The organism is Actinomycetota bacterium, assembly GCA_035540895.1.
Lineage (GTDB): Bacteria > Actinomycetota > JAICYB01 > JAICYB01 > JAICYB01 > DATLFR01.
Map to the genome: position 1 here is coordinate 1 of DATLFR010000067.1, position 17,797 is coordinate 17,797.

General features: G+C 70.8%; 19 protein-coding genes and 1 tRNA gene. 2 read left to right on the plus strand and 18 right to left on the minus strand.

The window, feature by feature from the left end; all coding sequences use genetic code 11:
* Window positions 1-57: 57 nt before the first annotated feature.
* A complete protein-coding gene (locus tag VM840_03845; GenBank protein HVL80708.1) occupies window positions 58-822 on the plus strand; it encodes an SGNH/GDSL hydrolase family protein in 765 nt (254 codons plus the stop codon).
* Here VM840_03845 and dapB read toward each other — a convergent pair.
* The 17 genes from dapB to VM840_03930 form a co-directional block, all read right to left on the minus strand.
* On the minus strand, window positions 819-1,589 hold the full coding sequence (gene dapB / locus VM840_03850) for a 4-hydroxy-tetrahydrodipicolinate reductase (protein ID HVL80709.1): 771 nt from the start codon (window positions 1,587-1,589) through the stop codon (window positions 819-821). The genes VM840_03845 and dapB overlap by 4 nt on opposite strands.
* A gap of 2 nt (window positions 1,590-1,591) precedes the next feature.
* Window positions 1,592-2,863 (minus strand): pitrilysin family protein, encoded by a 1,272-nt coding sequence (locus tag VM840_03855; protein HVL80710.1) that lies wholly within the window; start codon window positions 2,861-2,863, stop codon window positions 1,592-1,594.
* An 11-nt stretch (window positions 2,864-2,874) separates the two neighbouring features.
* The gene (locus VM840_03860) at window positions 2,875-5,139 is read right to left on the minus strand and encodes a polyribonucleotide nucleotidyltransferase (GenBank protein HVL80711.1); all 2,265 of its coding nucleotides are present in this window, start codon (window positions 5,137-5,139) and stop codon (window positions 2,875-2,877) included.
* Between the two features lie 190 nt (window positions 5,140-5,329).
* On the minus strand, window positions 5,330-5,608 hold the full coding sequence (gene rpsO / locus VM840_03865) for a 30S ribosomal protein S15 (protein ID HVL80712.1): 279 nt from the start codon (window positions 5,606-5,608) through the stop codon (window positions 5,330-5,332).
* Between the two features lie 68 nt (window positions 5,609-5,676).
* The gene (locus tag VM840_03870; protein HVL80713.1) at window positions 5,677-6,600 is read right to left on the minus strand and encodes a bifunctional riboflavin kinase/FAD synthetase; all 924 of its coding nucleotides are present in this window, start codon (window positions 6,598-6,600) and stop codon (window positions 5,677-5,679) included.
* A gap of 5 nt (window positions 6,601-6,605) precedes the next feature.
* Window positions 6,606-7,457 (minus strand): tRNA pseudouridine(55) synthase TruB, encoded by an 852-nt coding sequence (gene truB, locus VM840_03875; GenBank protein HVL80714.1) that lies wholly within the window; start codon window positions 7,455-7,457, stop codon window positions 6,606-6,608.
* Entirely contained in the window at window positions 7,454-8,452 is a 999-nt protein-coding gene (locus VM840_03880) for a bifunctional oligoribonuclease/PAP phosphatase NrnA (protein ID HVL80715.1), read from the minus strand. The genes truB and VM840_03880 overlap by 4 nt, the downstream gene beginning before the upstream one ends.
* Window positions 8,449-8,823, minus strand: a complete 375-nt coding sequence (gene rbfA, locus VM840_03885; protein HVL80716.1) for a 30S ribosome-binding factor RbfA — start codon at window positions 8,821-8,823, stop codon at window positions 8,449-8,451. The genes VM840_03880 and rbfA overlap by 4 nt, the downstream gene beginning before the upstream one ends.
* A 3-nt stretch (window positions 8,824-8,826) precedes the next feature.
* Window positions 8,827-9,120 (minus strand): DUF503 domain-containing protein, encoded by a 294-nt coding sequence (locus VM840_03890; protein HVL80717.1) that lies wholly within the window; start codon window positions 9,118-9,120, stop codon window positions 8,827-8,829.
* Window positions 9,121-9,127: 7 nt separating this feature from the next.
* Entirely contained in the window at window positions 9,128-11,182 is a 2,055-nt protein-coding gene (gene infB, locus VM840_03895) for a translation initiation factor IF-2 (protein HVL80718.1), read from the minus strand.
* Window positions 11,179-11,481 (minus strand): YlxR family protein, encoded by a 303-nt coding sequence (locus tag VM840_03900; protein HVL80719.1) that lies wholly within the window; start codon window positions 11,479-11,481, stop codon window positions 11,179-11,181. Before VM840_03900 ends, infB begins: the two co-directional genes overlap by 4 nt.
* Window positions 11,453-12,613, minus strand: a complete 1,161-nt coding sequence (nusA, locus tag VM840_03905) for a transcription termination factor NusA (GenBank protein HVL80720.1) — start codon at window positions 12,611-12,613, stop codon at window positions 11,453-11,455. Before nusA ends, VM840_03900 begins: the two co-directional genes overlap by 29 nt.
* A 1-nt stretch (window position 12,614) precedes the next feature.
* Complete coding sequence (locus tag VM840_03910; protein HVL80721.1) at window positions 12,615-13,118, minus strand: hypothetical protein; 504 nt, start codon at window positions 13,116-13,118, stop codon at window positions 12,615-12,617.
* A gap of 177 nt (window positions 13,119-13,295) precedes the next feature.
* On the minus strand, window positions 13,296-14,258 hold the full coding sequence (locus VM840_03915; protein HVL80722.1) for a hypothetical protein: 963 nt from the start codon (window positions 14,256-14,258) through the stop codon (window positions 13,296-13,298).
* Window positions 14,259-14,340: 82 nt separating this feature from the next.
* The gene (locus VM840_03920) at window positions 14,341-15,036 is read right to left on the minus strand and encodes a DUF3618 domain-containing protein (GenBank protein HVL80723.1); all 696 of its coding nucleotides are present in this window, start codon (window positions 15,034-15,036) and stop codon (window positions 14,341-14,343) included.
* On the minus strand, window positions 15,012-15,494 hold the full coding sequence (locus tag VM840_03925) for a phage holin family protein (GenBank protein HVL80724.1): 483 nt from the start codon (window positions 15,492-15,494) through the stop codon (window positions 15,012-15,014). The genes VM840_03920 and VM840_03925 overlap by 25 nt, the downstream gene beginning before the upstream one ends.
* Window positions 15,491-16,093 carry a hypothetical protein gene (locus VM840_03930; GenBank protein ID HVL80725.1) on the minus strand — a complete coding sequence of 201 codons (603 nt, stop codon included), beginning with the start codon at window positions 16,091-16,093 and terminating at the stop codon, window positions 15,491-15,493. Before VM840_03930 ends, VM840_03925 begins: the two co-directional genes overlap by 4 nt.
* Before the next feature lie 172 nt (window positions 16,094-16,265).
* On the opposite strand from VM840_03930, the gene VM840_03935 reads away from it, so the two are divergent.
* A tRNA-Thr gene (locus tag VM840_03935) sits at window positions 16,266-16,340 on the plus strand.
* 22 nt (window positions 16,341-16,362) lie between these two features.
* Here VM840_03935 and VM840_03940 read toward each other — a convergent pair.
* Window positions 16,363-17,700 carry a HAMP domain-containing sensor histidine kinase gene (locus VM840_03940; protein ID HVL80726.1) on the minus strand — a complete coding sequence of 446 codons (1,338 nt, stop codon included), beginning with the start codon at window positions 17,698-17,700 and terminating at the stop codon, window positions 16,363-16,365.
* Between the last annotated feature and the right edge of the window lie 97 nt (window positions 17,701-17,797).

The following is a 17,797-nucleotide window of genomic DNA, read 5'->3' on the forward strand; positions in this document are numbered from 1 at the left end:
TCTCCATCCTCGTCAGCGAGACCGCCCCCTACCGGTGAACGGGTAGGGTCGACGACCATGAGGCGACCGGTGGTCTGCGCGCTCCTGCTCCTCGCCGCCGCGTGCGTGGGGGTGGAGCGTCCGGAGCCGACGCCGGATGCGCGCCCCACCGCCTGGACCTACGTCGCGCTCGGCGACTCGCTCGCCGACGCCGGTGAGCGGGGCTACGTGCCGGCCTTCGCCGGGATGCTCGAGGAGTCGCTGGGGACCGACGTGAGGCTCCTGAACCTCGGGGTCTCCGGGTGGACCACCCGCGACCTGCTCGGTGCGCTGAGGAGCGACGACCAGCTCCGCGACGCCCTGAGGTCGGCCGACGTGGTGACGTTCAACATCGGGGGCAACGACCTCCTCCGCGCCCGCGCGATCTTCGGGACCGCACGGTGCGGCGGCACGGCCTGCCTCGCCGAGGCCGTGGCCGGCTTCCGGACGAACTGGGACGAGATCCTCGACGAGATCCTCCTCCTGCGCGACCCACGCGACGTCATGGTGCGGACCCTGGACATCTACAACCCGTACGCGGCCCAACAGGTCCGCGACGGGACGTTCGACACCCTGGCTCCCTTCCTGGAGGAGGCGAACGAGAGGATCCGGACGTCGGCCGAGGTCCGGGGTCTGCGGTGGGCGCGCGTGCACGAGGCGTTCAACGGCCCGGGTGGACGGTCCGACCCCGTGGCGCAGGGCCTGATCGCTGACGACGGCCTGCACCCGTCCGACACCGGCCACCGTCTCATCGCCGAGCGACTCATGGCGCTGGGGACGCGCCCGCTCGTTGCGCCGCGCTAGCCCTCGAGGTCGAGCAGCCGCTCGAGGCCCACGGTCAGGCCCCGCAGGTCCGCGATGGCCTTCACCGCCATCACCACGCCCGGCATGAAGGAGGACCGGTCGATGGAATCGTGGCGGATGGTCAGCGTCTGTCCGACCCCGCCGAACACGACCTCCTGGTGGGCGACGAGCCCCTGGAGCCTCAGGGAGTGCACACGCACCTCGCTCACTTCGGCTCCGCGGGCGCCGGTCACCGTCTCCTCCTCGCCCTCCGCCGCCTCTCCGCCGGGCGGTCTCCCGTGCTCCTCCCAGACGCGTGCGACCCCGCGGGCCGTACGCAGGGCGGTGCCCGATGGAGCGTCGAGCTTGTCGTTGTGGTGGAGCTCGACGATCTCGCACGAGCCGAGGTACCGGGCCGCCTGGTTGGCGAAGTGCATCATCAGGATCGCGCCTATCGAGAAGTTGGGAGCCACGAGCACGTTCGCCGCCGACGAAGAGGTGAGCTGCTCGATCTCGGTGAGGTCGGCGTCCGAGAGCCCGGTCGTCCCGACGACCACGTGGATCCCGTGCTCGATGCAGAAGCGGACGTTGTCCATCACCGCATCGGGACGGGTGAAGTCCACGGCGACGCTTGCCTCCGCGTCGACCAGGGCGTGCGGGGAGTCGGCGAAGCCGTCCACCCCCGGGTCGACGCGCGCGACGAGCTCGAGGGCGGGGTCCGCGTACACGGCCCCGCAGACGGCCTGTCCCATGCGCCCCGCCGCACCGAGCACACCGACCTTCGTCATGGCTACAGCGGGTCGGTGTGCCGGTCCAGGGAGCCGGGAGCCACGGGTCCGACCGAGGCGAGGACGAACCCTCCGCCGAACACCTGCTGCGCGACCCGGGTGACATCCTCGGCGGTGACGGCGTCTATGCGGGCGAGGACCTCGTCCACACCGAGCACGTCACCCCAGACGAGCTCTCCCTTACCGAGCCGCGCCATGCGCCCCCCGGGGTCGTCCAGCCCGAGCACGAGCGAACCCTTCACGTGGCCTCGGGCCCTGTCCAGCTCCTCGGGGGTGACCTCCCCCGCGGCGACCGACGCCGCCTGGGAGCGGACGATCCGCATCACCTCGTCCGCCGTCGCCTCCGAGGTGCCGGCGTACACGGAGAATAGGCCGCTCTCGACGTAAGACTGGTAGCCGCTGAACACGGCGTAGGCGAGTCCGCGGTCCTCCCGGATCTCCTGGAACAGGCGCGACGACATCGAGGAGCCGTAGAGCACGTTGAGCAGGGACAGCGCGAAGCGGTCCTCGGAGTCCCGCGGCGGGGAGGCCGCACCCCACACCAGGTTCACCTGCTCGATCGTCCGCTGGTCGTACACGGCCCGGCCGGACGCGATCTGCGGCGGATCGGACGGGAGCCGCCGGAACCGCTCGTCGGCCTCGAAGACCGCCGACACCTGCTCGGCGAGCGAGGCGTGGTCGATATCGCCCGAGGCAGCGACGATCACCCGGCCGGGTGTGTACCCCTCGCGGTAGAACGCGAGGAGGGCGTTGCGGTCCATCGACCCGACCGTCTCCGTCGTCCCGATGACCTCGCGGCCGAGTGGGTGGTCGGGCCAGGCCGTCTCTACGAACAGGTCGTGCACCCAGTCGTCGGGGGCGTCCCTGGTCATGTGGATCTCCTCGAGCACGACCTTCCTCTCCGAGGCGAGGTCCTCCTCACGCAGGAGCGCGCTCGTGAACATGTCGAGCAGCACGTCGGTCGCCATCGCGACGTCGGTCTCGAGGACGCGCGCGTAGTAGCACGTGTACTCCTTCGTGCTGAACGCGTTCACCTCTCCCCCGACCGCGTCGAAGGCGTGGGCGATGTCGCGGGCGGTCCGGCGCTCGGTGCCCTTGAAGAGGAGGTGCTCGAGCAGGTGCGACGCGCCGGCGATCTCCCAGGGCTCGTCGCGCGCTCCGCGGTCCACCCACAGCCCGATGGCGGCCGTGCGCGTATGCGGCATGCGCTCGGTGACCAGCCGGACGCCGGGCACCGGCTCGGACCGGCGGAACGGGACCGCCTGCCTATCCATCCCGGCGGGGTTCAGTCGTCGTTCCGTGGTCCGCGGTCGCCGCGCGGCCCGCGGTCGCCCCGCCGGCCCCGGCCCCCGTTGCGGCGCTCGCCGTCGCCGGAACCGTCCCCCGACTCGGGCTCGTCCTCCTCGCCCTCGCGCACCGGGACGAGCGAGAGCTTGCCGTCGGGACGGATCTCGGACACGCGCACCTTGAGGGTGTCGCCGACCTTCACGATGTCCTCGACCTTCTCGACGCGCTGTCCGCGGGGGGCGAGCTTCGAGATGTGCACGAGCCCGTCCTTGCCGGGGGCGACGTTGACGAACGCCCCGAACTCCCGGATGTTGACGACCGTCCCCTCGATCTCCTCGCCGACGCTGAGCTGACGGGGGAACGCGATGTCCCCGATCATCTCCTTCGCCTTCAGGACCTGATCGCGCAGGCCGGCCACGAAGATGCGGCCGTCGTCCTCGATATCGATCTGGACACCGGTCCGCTCCGTGATCGAGTTGATCATCTTGCCCTTCGGACCGATGATCTCACCGATCTTGTCCACGGGGACCTGCACGACCTCGATCAACGGCGCGTGCGGCGAGAGGCTCTCGCGCGGCTCGCTGATCGCCTGACGCATGGCGTCCAGCACCTTCAGCCGCGCCTCCTTGGCCTGCTCGAGCGCGTCGGCGAGGACGGAGGAGGGGATCCCGGTCGTCTTCGTGTCGAGCTGGAGGGCGGTGACCACCGTCTCGGTGCCGGTCACCTTGAAGTCCATGTCGCCGTAGTTGTCCTCCGAGCCCAGGATGTCGGTGAGCGTGACGTACTTCCCGTCCTCGGCGATCAGACCCATCGCGATCCCGCCCACCATCCCGCGTAGCGGGACGCCGGCGTCCATGAGCGACAGCGTCGCCGCGCAGGTGGAGGCCATCGACGTCGACCCGTTGGACTCGAGCACCTCGGAGACCACGCGCAGGGCGTAGGGGAACTCGTCCGGCGGAGGAACGACCGGGAGGACCGCCTTCTCGGCGAGCGCGCCGTGTCCGATGGCTCGGCGGCTCGGCCCGCGCAGCGGGTAGGCCTCTCCCGTCGAGAAGGGCGGGAAGTTGTAGTGGTGCATGAACCTCTTCGTCTTCTCCTGGAGCTCGTCCACCCCGATGAACTGCTCCATGCGCGGCATGCCGAGGGTGGTCACCGAGAGGGCCTGCGTCTCGCCCCGCTGGAATAGACCCGTACCGTGCGCCCGGGAGAGCAGCCCCACCTCGGCGTAGAGGTGGCGGATGTCCCTGGGCCCACGGCCGTCGATGCGGACGCCGTCATCGACGATGCGGCGTCGGATGATCTTCTTCTGCAGGGCGCGGAAAGCGGCCGAGACCTCCCGCCCCCGCTCCTCGAACTCCGATGACGTGGCCTCGACCAGCTCGGCCTTGATCTCGTCGAGCCGGCGGTTGCGGTCGGCCTTGCCGGCGATCGAGAGCGCCTCCCGCAGCTTGTCTCCCGCGAGCGAGCTCACGCGGTCCATCACGTCGTCTCCGTACTCGGAGGTGACGATCCACTCCCGCTCGGGGATCTCGCACTGCGCGGCGAGCTCCGTCTGCAGCCTGCAGACCTGGGCGATGTAGTCCTTGGCGACCTCGATCCCCTCGGCCAGGACCCCCTCGTCGGGAGCCGGGGCGCCGTCCTCGATCAGGTCGAAGGTGTGCTCGAACCCGCCCGCCTCGATCATGAGGATGTCTACCGATGAGCCGTCGTCGCCCACCCGGCCGGCCACGATCAGCTCGATGGTGGCCTGGTCCATCTCCTCGAAGGTGGGGAACGGCTTCCACTGCCCGTCGATATGCGCGACCCGGACCCCCGAGATCGGCCCGGCGAACGGCACGCCACCGAGCAGCAGGGCGGCGGACGCGGCGGTGATGCAGTGGATGTCCCACTGGTTCTCACCGTCCATCTGCAGGACGGTGGCGATGATCTGGACGTCGTGGCGGAACCAGTCGGGGAACGCCGGGCGGAGCGGACGGTCGGTCAGCCGGGCCGTGAGGATCCCCTTCTCGCTCGGCCGCCCCTCGCGCCGCAGGACGCTCCCGGGTATCCGGCCGACCGAGTAGATGCGCTCCTCGACGTCCACCGTGAGGGGGAAGAAGTCGATCCCCTCCCGCAGCGTGGGCGAGGCGACCGCGGTGACGAGCACCTGGCTCTCACCGCAGGTGATCACGACCGCTCCGTTGGCCGCCTTCGCCAGCTTCCCCGTCTCGAGGGAGATCGTGGCGTCTCCGAACGACCCCTGCGTGCGCTTCACGTCGTACATATGCGGTGCTCCTCCTGTGTTCGGGGGAGGAAGCGCCGCGGGGCAGTTCTCAGTGGGGAGCCATGGGGTCTACCCATGGTTCTCGACTGACAACTGTCGCCGCGCGCCTCCTCACCCTCTACGTCGTCGCGGACCCTCCGCCGCGACCCTCGGACGGACGACGACGCCGGGCCGAGGGCCCGGCGTCGCGTCAGCTGTGCCTGATCTTCAGCTCGTCGCGGATCGCTTTGTAGCGATCGAAGTCCTCGCGCTTGAGGTAGTTCAGCAGGCGCTTGCGCTGCTGGACCAGCTTCAGGAGCCCGAGTCGCGTGTGGTGGTCCTTCTTGTGGACCTGGACGTGCGCGGTGAGCTGCTTTATGCGCTTGTCCAGGATCGCGATCTGGACCTCCGGCGAGCCGGTGTCGTTCTCGTGGGTGCGGAAGCGCGAGACCAGCTCGCCCTTCTCTTCCTTCGTGAGGCCTACGGACACGTGCAACTACTCCTCGTTCGGGGGGGCTCGGTACGGACCCCCCGATTATGCCACAGCATCCGGGCTGTTCAGGGGGCCGAGGCGAGCACCCGGCGGGCCTCGGCCACGTCGAGCCGCATCTGCTCGACCAGTTCGTCGATCGAGGGAAAGGCGCGGTCACCCCTCAGCCGGGTGGTGAACTCGATCTCCGCCTCCCGTCCGTACAGGTCCTCGTCGAGGTCGAACACGTGTATCTCGACGCCGGTGGACGTCCCCTCCAGGGTCGGCTTGTCCCCCACGTACACGGCCCCGGGCAGCCGTCGGCCGGCCTCCACCCACCAGCCCGCGTAGATGCCCGCCGCGGGGAGGCACGTCCGCTCGGGGGGCTCGAGGTTGGCGGTCGGGAAACCGATCTCCCGGCCGCGTCCGTCGCCGCGCACGACGGTCCCGGCGATGCGGTGGCTGGCTCCCAGCAGCGCCGCGGCGCCTGACACGTCACCCTCCAGGACGAGCCGGCGGACCTCCGACGTCGAGACCTTCTGGTCGCCTCCGACGAGAGGGGCCACCTCGACCGTGAACCCCAGCTCGGCTCCCAGTTCGGACAGGACCTGCGGGTCCCCCGCCCGGTCATGACCGAAGCGGAAGTCCTGGCCCACCACGACGTGCGCGCAGGCGAGTGACTCCACCAGGACCCGGCTCACGAACTCCCTCGGGGTGAGCTCGGAGACCTCCCGGCTGAACGGGACGAGCAGGACGCGGCCGATACCCAGCTCCTCGAACCTGGCCAGCCGCTGAGCCGTGCTCCACAGGCGGCACGGGGCCGCCTCGGGACGTACCACCTCGAGCGGGTGCCGGTCGAATGTGACGACGGTGGGCACCGCGCCGGCGCTCTCAGCCGCCTGCGTAGCGCGCTCGATCAGGGCCTGGTGCCCGATGTGGACGACCGCGAAGGCGCCGATGGTCGCCACGGACGGGCCCGTCGGACGGGCGTCGAAACCTGTGAGGACCTCCACGGGGCTCAATCTCCGCTCGCCGGGGGCAGGACCGTGACGGGGCGCAGGATACCGTCCTCGGACTCGAACACGCCGACCACCCCGTCCGGCCCCCGGACCAGGACCAGCCCCGGGGGGGCGTCGGTGGGGAGCCGCTGTCCGGACCGTGCCCGCCGGGCCGGGTCCGCGGCGAGGTCGAGCATCCGGAGGTCGCGCAGGGCGGTGTCGACCGCCAGCACGTCCGCCGGGCCGATCCCGTCCGGAGGAACGGCGTCGTCGACGGACAGGGAGCCGATCGAGGTGCGGCGCAGCGCCTCCACGTGGGCGCCGCAGCCCAGCGACTCCCCGATATCGGCCACGAGGGACCGGATGTATGTGCCCGCCGAGCACGTCACCTCCACACCGAAGCGAGGGAGGTCGAACGAGGTCACGGTCAGCTCGTAGACGGTGACCGTCCGCGCCTCGAGTTCCACCTCCTCACCTCGGGCCGCGCGCCGGTAGGCCCGCTCCCCTCCCACCTTGATCGCCGAGACCGCCGGGGGGACCTGCTGGATCGTCCCCCGCAGGCGGGACGCGGCCTCGGCGAGCTGCTCCTCCGTCACCGCCGGGTCCTGCCTGGACAGGACCTCGCCGGCCGCGTCGAGGGTGCTCGTCCGCACGCCCAGCACGCCGGTCGCCGTGTAGGTCTTCGCCTGGTCCTGCACGAACCGCAGGAGGCGGGTGGCCGGGCCCACCGCCAAGACCACGAGTCCGGACGCGGGGGGGTCGAGGGTGCCGGCGTGTCCGACCTTGCGGGTTCCGAGACGGCGCCGGGCGGCGTCCACCACGTCGTGCGACGTGGGGCCGGGTGGCTTGTCTACGAGGACGAATCCGATCACGCGGGTGGCGACCGGAGCGCCTCGTGGACCGCGGCGATCGTCCCCTCGAGGTCGAGGTCGGAGGTGAACCCGGCTGCCAGGCGATGTCCTCCGCCGCCGAAGGCGACCGCGACCGCGGACACGTCCGTGCCCCCCTTCGACCGCAGGGACGCCTTCCACCGTCCGTCTTCCAGCTCCTTCAGGACCGCCGCCACGTCGGCCTCCCGGATGGACCGCAGCACGTCGATCAGCTCGTCGGTCTCGTCGAAGGAGATCCCCTCGGCCTCGACGTCGGCCTGCGTCACCCAAGAGACGACCGCCGGGGGGTCGGCCAGCATGCGCGCCCGCTCCAGCACGTGGCCGAGCACCTTGAGGTAGCCGAAGGGCTGCGACTCGAAGACGGCCTGGCTGACCTCGTCGACCCTCACCCCGCGGTCGATGAGGAACCCGGCCATCGCGTGGGTGCGTGGCCCCACGCTCGCGTACGCGAACCGGCCGGTGTCGGTCACGAGGCCCGTGTACAGGCACGTGGCCACCTCGGGGGTGATATCGGCCCCCAGTCGAAGCAGCAGGTGACAGACGAGCTCCGACGTCGAGGAGGCCTCGGCGTCGACGACGTCGATCGTGCCGAAGCACGTGTTGGAGACGTGGTGGTCGATGTTGATCAGTTCGGGAGCCGAGGTGAAGGGGGCCTGGAGGAGTCCCAGGCGCTCCGGGCTCCCGCAGTCGAGGGCGACGCAGAGCCGCGACTCCGGGAAGGACGAGGGAGGCACGATCTGGTCGAGCCCGGACAGGTAGGAGTACAGGCTGGGGACGGCGACGTCCTCGCTGCCCCAGCCCACCGCGACCTCGGCGCGGCCCCGGAGGGCGAGCGCCAGCGCCAGCGCGGAGCCGAGCGCGTCGCCGTCGGGGTGCACGTGGCATGCGATGTTGACCCGGTCCGCGGACGAGATGACCTCGGCCGCGCGGTCGAGGGATCCGGCCACCTCGGGCTGGGGCGGTAGGGGCTGGGTCAACCCTGCTCCTCGTGCTCAGCGGACGGCGACTCGTCCCCCGCGTGGATCTCGCGGAGGAGCTCGTCGATCCGCGCGCCACGGTCGGGCGTGTCGTCGAGGTGGAAGTAGAGCTTGGGCAGCGTCTTGAGGCGCACCTGTCTGCCCGCCTCGGTGCGCAGATAGGACTGGGCGCTCTCGAGCCCTTCCTGCGTCTGCTCGCGCTGCTCGGGGTCCAGCACCGTGTAGTAGACGTCCGCCTTGCCGAGGTCGGGTGTGACACGGACGGCGGTGATCGTGACGAAGCCGACCCGCGGGTCCTTCAGGTGCCGCTGGATCAGCTCGCTGAGGACCTCCCGCAGAGCCTCCGAGACGCGCTGGGTGCGCCTGGTCATCGGTCAGTCCTCCGGTTGGAAGATCTCGACGTCGGTGGACAGGATCTCTACCCGGCTCTCCCGGGCTACGAACCGCTCGACCTCCTGGAGCATCTTGCGGACGTGGTCGATCTGGCCGGAGACGCAGGATATCCCCAGTGCCGTCCGCTGCCACAGCTGAAGATGGTCGACCTCGGCCGCGGCGACGTTGAACTTCGCGGTGAGGCCGCCGATGAGCCCCTTGACCACCGTCCGCTTGCCCTTCAGGGAGCCCGACGCGGGGATGTGCAGCTCGATGCGGGCGACGCCGACGAACATGACGGCGTCAGGTGCGCGCGATCTCGCGAACCTCGAACGCCTCGATCACGTCGCCGATCTTCACGTCGGTGTAACCCTCGAGCTGGATGCCGCACTCGAAACCGGTCGCCACCGTGCGCACGTCCTCTTTGAACCGGCGCAGGGAGCCGATCCGGCCCTCGTGGATCACCACGCCGTCGCGCAGGAGGCGGGCTTGCGAGTTGCGGACGACCTCCCCGTGGGTGACGTAGCACCCGGCCACCATCCCGCGCGGGATCTTGAACGTCTCCCGAACCTCGGCCGACCCGAGCACGTTCTCGCGGAACTCGGGGGCCAGCATCCCCTTGAGGGCCTGCTCGATCTCGTCGAGCAGCTCGTAGATGACCCGGTACGTCCGGATCTCGACGCCGGCCGTCTCGGCGGCCTGGCGCGTCTTGCCGTCCGGTCGCACGTTGAACCCCACGACGATGGCGTTGGACGCGGTCGCGAGCGTGACGTCGCTCTCGGTGATGGCTCCCACCGCCTTGCGGACTATGTTCACCCGCACCTCGCCCACGTCGATCTTGTGCAGCTGGTCGCTGACCGCCTCGAGCGTCCCCTGCTGGTCGGCCTTCAGGATCAGGTTCAGCTCATCCACCTGCGCGAGCAGCTGCTCCAGGCTGGCCTTGGGCTTCCGGGCCACGAGCTCGGCCTGGCGTCGGGCGGCGTCACGCGCCTGGGCCGTCTGGCGGGCCGTCCGCTCGTCGGCGACCGTACGGACCTCGTCGCCCGCCTCGGGCACCGAGCTCCATCCGAGGACGAGCACGGGACGGGAGGGGTCCGCCTCGTCGATGGCTCCCCCCCACTCGTCGAGCATCGCCCGGACCTTCGCCCACGCCGCGCCGGCGACGATCGTGTCGCCGACCCGCAGGATCCCGTGCTGGACGAGGACCGTGGCCACCGCTCCGCGCCCCTTGTCGAGGTGGGCCTCGAGGACGACGCCGCGGGCCGGTCCGGACGGGACGGCCTTCAGGTCGAGGTCCTCTGAGACGAGGACGACACCGGTCAGCAGGTCGTCCAGGTTCTCCCCGGTGACGGCCGACACGTCCACGAACAGGACGTCGCCGCCCCACTCCTGAGGCTGGAGCCCGCGCTCCGAGAGCTCCGCCCGAACCCGGTTGGGGTCGGAGTCGGGCTTGTCGATCTTGTTGACGGCCACGATGATCGGCACGTGGGCCGCCCGGGCGTGGTCGATGGCCTCGAGGGTCTGCGGCATCACGCCGTCGTCGGCCGCGACCACCAGGATGGCCAGATCCGTGACCTGGGCTCCCCGAGCGCGCATCGCCGTGAACGCTTCGTGGCCGGGTGTGTCGAGGAAGGTGATCGCCTGGCCGTCCTTCACGACCTGGTAGGCGCCGATGTGCTGGGTGATCCCGCCGTGCTCGGCCTCCACCACGTTTGCCTCGCGGATCCGGTCGAGGACCGTCGTCTTCCCGTGGTCGACGTGACCCATCACGGTCACGACGGGGGGCCGGGGCGCCAGCTCCTGGCCGTCCGCCTCGGCGGCAGGCGAGGGGGAGTCGAGCCGCTCCTCGACCTCCGGGTCGACCAGCTCCACCTCGACGCCCAGGTCCTCCGCGACGACGAGCACCTCCTCGTCGGCCATGGACTGGGTCACGGTCTTCATCGCGCCGTGGCGCATCAGGACGGTGATCACCTGGGTGGCGGGCTTGCCCAGCCGGTCGGCGAACTCCTGGACCGTCACCCCGTGGTGGACGTGTACGGCGACCGCCGAGACCGCCGGGACGGGTTCGGGCTCCGGCTCCGGCTCGGGCTCGGGTTCCGGGGCTGGCTCGGGCTCCGGTTCCGGGGCCGGCTCGGGCTCCGGGGTGGGCTGGGCGCGGACCGCGGCGGGGGCCTCCTTCACGGCCGTCGCCGTGGCCGCTCCGTCCGTGCCGGCTCCCTGAAGGCGCGCCAGCACCGAATCGTCGACGGTCGAGGCGTGCGACTTCACGTCGACCCCGGCGGCCTGCAACCGCTCGACGAGCTCCTTCGACGGAACCCCGAGCTCCTTGGCGATCTCGTACACCCGACGCTTGCTCAATCCGATCCTTTCCCCACGCTCGGGGCCTGTGGCGCGGTCCGCGCGAGGCGCTCCGTGTCGCGAGCGCCCAGCGGCGTCCTCAGCGCCCGGGCCAGCCGGCCCTTCTGGGCCACCTGCTCCAGGCACCGGCCGCTCGGACAGACGTACGCCCCGCGGCCGGGGGCCTTGCCTCCCGGATCCCAACGGACCTCTCCGTCCGGACCCCGGACCAACCTTACAAGACTATCCTTCGCGGCCCGGCGCCGACACACGGCGCAGGACCGCACGGGCTCACTCCGGGGCGGTCGGCGCTGGCTCATCGCTGGGCGCCGCCTCCTGCTGGGCCTGAGCCTCCAGATCGGACGCGGTCTCGACGCGTATCCCGCGGCGCCGGGACCCCTCCGCCGTGCCGGGCTCGAAGACGCCCTTGGGGGTCGGCGGGTCGCCCACGGAGTACTGGCTCTCCGACTTGATGTCGATCCTCCAGCCGGTGAGCCTCGCGGCCAGCCGTGCGTTCTGTCCCTCCTTGCCGATGGCGAGGGAGAGCTGGCTGTCCGGCACGACCACCGTGGCCGTCTTGGTGTCCTCGTCGATGACCACCTCGCGCACCCGGGCGGGTGACAGCGCCTCGACGATGAGATCACTCGGGTCGTCGCTCCACAGGACGACGTCGATCTTCTCGCCCCGCAGCTCGTTCACGACCGCCCGGACCCGGGAGCCCTTCGGACCGACGCAGGCGCCCTTCGCGTCGATGTTGATGTCGTTGGAAGCCACGGCCAGCTTCGTGCGGTGGCCGGCCTCCCGGGCGATGGCCTTGATCTCCACGAGCCCGTCCTGGATCTCGGGGACCTCCATCTCGAACAGCTTGCGCACGAGCCCGGGGTGGGTTCGCGACACCACGATGGTCGGACCCTTCGCGCTGCGGCGGACCTCGACGATGTAAGCCCTCACGCGATCGCCCACCTCGTAGCGCTCCCGCGGTACCTGCTCGGCCGCGGGCATCAGGGCCTCCGCCTTGCCGAGGCTGAGGATGGCGAAACGTGGGTCGTGCTGCTCCACCACGCCGTTCACGATGTCGCCCTCGCGGCCCTCGTACTCCTCGAAGGTCATCTCCCGCTCGGCCTCGCGCAGCCGCTGCACGATCACCTGCTTCGCCGTCTGCGCGGCGATGCGTCCCAGGGCGGACGGCGTCTCGACGAAGGTCTCCGAGAGAACCTCCTCGGTCTCCTCGTCCACCACCTGCTCGAAGACCTTGATCTCGGCGGTGTTGCGGTCCATCTCGATGCGAGCGTGCGTCGCCGTGACGCCCGGGGTCTTGGGGTACGCGGCTCCCAGCGCGTCCTCGAGGGCGGTCCAGATGCTCTCCGCGGGGATGCCCCGCTCGCGCTCGAGGGTCGCCAACGCGTCGATCAGCTCGAGGTTGGTCTGGTCACGCTGCTTCTTCTTCGCCATCTCACACCCCTCGGACACTCAGGCGGGCTTGCGAGATCTCCTCGAAGGCCACGCGCTCGGTTCCCTCGCCCCCGTCGACGGAGACGCCGGCCTCGTCGGCCGCCACGATCGTCGCTTCGAGGGGGGGACGCTCGTCGCGGAACGTGATCCGCACCGGCCTTCCCACGCAGACGCCGAACTGCTCGGGGGAGCTGAGCTTCCTCTCCGCACCCGGAGAGGAGACCTCGAGGACGTACCGGGCCTCGCCCGGGACGGCGTCCTCCGCGTCGAGCGCGCGGGAAAGTGACTCCGCGAACCCCGCGATCTCGTCGGACCCGACGCCTCCGAGGCGGTCCAGCGCGACGGCCAGGGTGTCGCGGCCCGCCTCCATGCGGAAGGTGACGTCCCAGACGACGAGGTCTCTCTCGGCGGCCAGCTGATCCACGACCGGACGCACGGCGGACAGCACCTCGGCCGGGCGCCTCCGACGCGCGGGGCGCGGGCGCTTCGTCTGTCTATCCGACATCGTCCTCACTCCACTCCCCCAAAAAAGAAGTGGGCCGATGCCCACCCGTTCGGAACGTCTATGCGCGCCTTCCGCGGCGCGCCTGTCAGGATACTTCGGTCGCAGACGCCCCGCAAGTGGTCGCTTCAAGGCGTTTCCGCAGGTCAGCGTGGATTCTCAAGGGAACGAGCGAGGTAGTCAGGGTCTCGTCGCGACCACCAGGTCGCGCACGATCGAGGCGTCCACGCGGTGCTGGAACGCAGGCAGGGCGAAGGGCTGGAGGCCGGCCGCGGCGACGAGCGCGTGGGCATGGGAAGGGTCCAGAACTAGGGCGTTGAACGCGATCCCCACCGCGCCTCCTCGTCGCATCAGCTTGGTCCAGACCGGGAGGGCCTCCCCCAGCAGGTCCGCCGGGGACCGGGCCAGCGCCTCGGTGCGGGAGCCGTGCTGCACGCCGTACGGGAGGTCCGCGACGACGAGGTCGAACGAGCCCGCCCCGAAGTGGTCCATCGCGTACCTCGTGTCGTCGGCCACCAGGACCGCCCGCTGGTTCGGAGCGGCCTTGTCCGGGGCGAGCTCGATATCGACCCTCAGCGCCTTCGGCTTGCCCTTGCGGTTGACGCTGGACCTCCGGGAGGAGTGCTTGTAGCGCTTGTCCCTCAGCCACTGCAGCAGGAACGCCGCGTGCATCTCCACGTCGCGACGGTTCAGCTCGATCCCGGCCACGTCCAGGCCGTGGAGCAGCCCCACGTTGAGGGTGGTCCCCCGGCCCGCCAGGGGGTCGAGCAGGTCTCGCGGCTCCCGGTGCGCGGCCGCCGCCGTGACGTTGAGCAGGAGCTTCGTGAAGCTCTCGTTCGTCTTGCCGGCGTAGCGCTGGATGGTGACGAGGTCGTCGTCGTGGGTTGACGCCCTCGGCACCTCGACGGGGGCCAGGAGCTCCCCGACCAGCTCATAGGCGGCGAACAGCCCGGACAGCCGCCCGAGCCCGGGAGGGAGGCGGTCGGAGGTGAACGTCACGTGATCCACGCCGGCGATGACGGACACCTCCACGTCGCTGGCCTCGGGAGCCAGCACGGACAGCTCAGCGGCCGTCAGCGCGGGGGCGGCGGACGCGTAGACCCGGTTGTGGGACGGGTGGACCGCGATCGTGTACCTGGGCACCCCGGGAGCCTAGCCGGAGCGAGATCGAGGGGGACGCGCGGTGCCCGGTGGGGGCCGGTCTCCCGGCCCCCACCTCACATCGTCATCGCGTCGGCGTGGTTGGGGTCTCGGAAGCGTTGCCCTGCGCCGTCTCGGCGACCTGGCTCATCCGCGCCCTCGCCTCCTCGGCGAGCTGGCTCGCCTCCTCCGACCCGGCGTTCTGCAGCGTCTCCTGCGCGGTGGTGGCCACCTCGGAGACGACCTGGCTGGCCACCTGACGTCCGTGCTCCACGGCCTGCTGGGCCGTGTCCGCGATCGCCTGCCGCGCCTCAACCGCCATGGGAGCCACGTACTCCTCCTCGAGGCGGGTCGGCTTCATGAACATCCCGGCTATGAACCCGGCCGCCGCGGCCCCGATGGCCAGGCCGATCGGGTTCTGCTCGGCGATCGTGATGCCGCGCCGGGCGGTCTGGCGCACCTGCTGGGGGTTCGGTACTGCGTCACCCACGCGGTGCGCGCCCGAGGAGACCCCGCCCGCGACCGACGAGACGCCTCCGGCCACCGACGAGCCCATGTCCGAGACGCCGTCGGCTACCGTGCTGCCGGCGCCCGTGACCGCTCCCACGACGGAGTCCTTCGCCGAACGTACCGAGTCCACGATGTCCTCCTTCTTCCGCGACACCGCGTCACGCGCACGGCTCGGGACGTCGGCCTTGTACCCGATCGCCTCGATGGTCTCGCCGATCTCCTCGCGGGTCTGCTCGATCTCTTCCCTTATCTGTTCTGGTTCCTTGCCCACCGGATGTCCTCCTTCACGCTCTCCACGTCCTGTTTGACGCTCTCCTGTGCCTGTTCGGGAACGGGCGGTGCGGCGTCCTGGACCTTGTCCTTGCCTCTCATGCCGAGGGCGGCCGCGGCTCCCCCGTAGACGGCCGCGACGATCAACGCCGACAGCCACGCCGGGAGCACCAGCGAGATCAAGAGGACGATCGCCGCGGTGAGGCAGGCGAAGGCGAAGAAGCCGAGTCCTCCGGCCGCGCCGAGGAACCCGAACCCGGCTCCCGCTCGCTTGCCCTTCTGGGTCAGCTCCGCGCGGGCCAGGTCGAGCTCCTGCTTGACCAGCGTCGATGTCTGTTCGGCGAGCATCCTCAACAGCTCCGGGAGCCCGCGATCGGTGAGGTCGTCCTCCTGTTGGGTCAGCCTCGCGTCGGCGACCGCCGGTGGAGGGGAGCTCCGGCGGGGCGGGCGCTTGCTCACAGCCCCACCTGCCCCGGGGTGACCGGCGGGGCCGGCGAGGTCGTCGGACCCGTGTGCACCGCGGGGGTCGGCGAGGGAGCCGGGACGGGCGGCGTCCCGACCGGGACCGAGGGCGTGCCGACCGACGACTGCGACCGGACCCCCATCTGCGTGCGCTGGGTGTACCGACGGACGCCGGACGCCTTCACCACGCGCGCCGCGGCCAGCCCGAGCGCGAAGCATCCCGCCGCGACCAGCCACGGCTGGCGGCGCGCCATGTCCTCGAGGTCGCCGAGCATCCGGTCGGTGTCGGCGTCCTGGAGGTAGCGGCCGAGTCCCTCGATGCGGGTCGCCGCCTGTTCCACGAGCCCCGCGACCGGGGCGCGGTCCTGGTTGCGGAGCAGCTCGCTCATCGAGCGGAGGTCCTCCGCGGTCGACGAGACCTGCTGTCCCACCTGTGTGGTGCGGGTGTCCAGCTCGCTGGACACCCGTCCCTTCGCAGAGCCCACCGCCTGCTGTGCCTGTCCGGCCGCCTCCGAGGCGACCTGCTTCAGCGTCCCTTGGTCCTCACCGGACGACGCGGTCGCCGTCGCGGTGCCTGCCAGATCCTGATCAACCATGAGGCCTCCTACCTACCTGTGCTGGGACGGGAGCTTTACCCGTGCGGAGGCCTTCCGAACCGGTCGGTTCCCTGCCCCGCCCACCTGGGTCAGGGCATCGGCGATCGACGCGCGGGATCCAGCGGGAGGACCGGTATCATGTCCGCGTGTCCGGGTCCCCCGGACACGACACGCTGGCGTAGCTCAGTGGCAGAGCACCTCCATGGTAAGGAGGGGGTCCGGGGTTCAAATCCCCGCGCCAGCTCCACCGTCCGCGGTGGCGTCCTCCGTCACCACTGGGCGACCGCTCGCTGCGTGATCTCGAGCTCGGGTTCGGGATCGGTGGACGGCAGCCGGACGACGAAGGTGACGGACCGGCCCTCCAGCCGGACGTCGATGCTGCCTCCCGCGGCGTGTACGAGGCGACGCACGATGTGCAGGCCCAAGCCCACGCCCGAGGCCTCCCGGGTCGGCGATGGGTCGAGCTGGACGAACGGCTCGAAGATGCGCTCGAGGTCGCGCTGGTCCAGGTCGTGCGTCTCGTTCGTCACCGAGAGGGCCACCTGCGGACCCTCCGAGAACGCGCGCACGACGATCTCGGTCCCGGCCGCCGAGAACTTGCGGGCGTTGCCGACCAGGTTGCCGACCACGATCCGCAGCACCTCCGGGTCCACCCCGGCGTGAAGCCCGTCGTCCATGACCGAGACGATGCGGCTGCCGCTCCCGGAGGCGACCCCCAGGTCCTCGCTCACGACCTGGTGCACCACCTGGGCGACGGCGGTGCAGCCGTCGGTGGGGACCTCGCTGATGCGAGACGCGTGCAGGAGGTTCTCGATGAGGTGCTGGAGGCGTCTCGACTGGCGCAACAGCCTCTTCGTGACGTCGCGCCGGGTGGTCGCGTCGAGGCGCTCGTCGTGGCGCAGCAACATGTCCCCGTATCCGACGATCGCGGTGAGGGGTGTGCGGAACTCGTGGGAGACGACGCTGACCAGATCCTCCTTCGCCTGGTCGGCCTCCCGCAGCCGCTGGGCGATCGCGCGCTCCCCCTCGTAGAGCTGCCGGTACGACTCCCGGGCGGCGGCCTGGGCGTCCTCGTTGAGCTTCCAGGCGATCAGGCCGACGAGGCTGGCGGCGAGGACGAACCCCCCGTGCACCGCGGCCCACGTCCAGGGCCGAACGATCGCTGCCGGATGGTTGAAGACGGCCTCCGGGTGCAACGCGCCCATGATCCCGTGGTGCAGGACCACGTACGCGATCGCCACGAGGAAGGGGGTCCACTGCTGGTAGAGCGTGACGATGCCCACCATGACGAAGAAGTGGAAGTGAGCCTCGATCAGCCCTCCCGAGATGTGGACGGCCAGCGCCGAGCAGGTGATCAGGCCGGTGGTGGCCAGAGAGGCGGCCACTCCGCGGGTCTTGGAGAGGGAACCCGACAGCACCGCCAGGACCAGGACCGGAAGGGCCTCGGCGAAGCTGTGCAGAGGGCCGAACCCAGCGAGCAGGGCGAACACCGCGATGCCCGGGACATGGAGCCAGAGCACGGCTCGGATGGCGCGGTGGCGCGCCGTCCAGGCCTCGTCGGTGAGCGTGTCTCCACGAGGGATGTAACCCAGCAACCTCTCGCGCATCTCGCCTCCGTCCACCTCTACGAGGGAGTGTCGGCTCCCGGGCGTCGCCTGGCCATGCGCCAGATGGGTCAGTCAGGGGGACCCATCCGGGCTACGG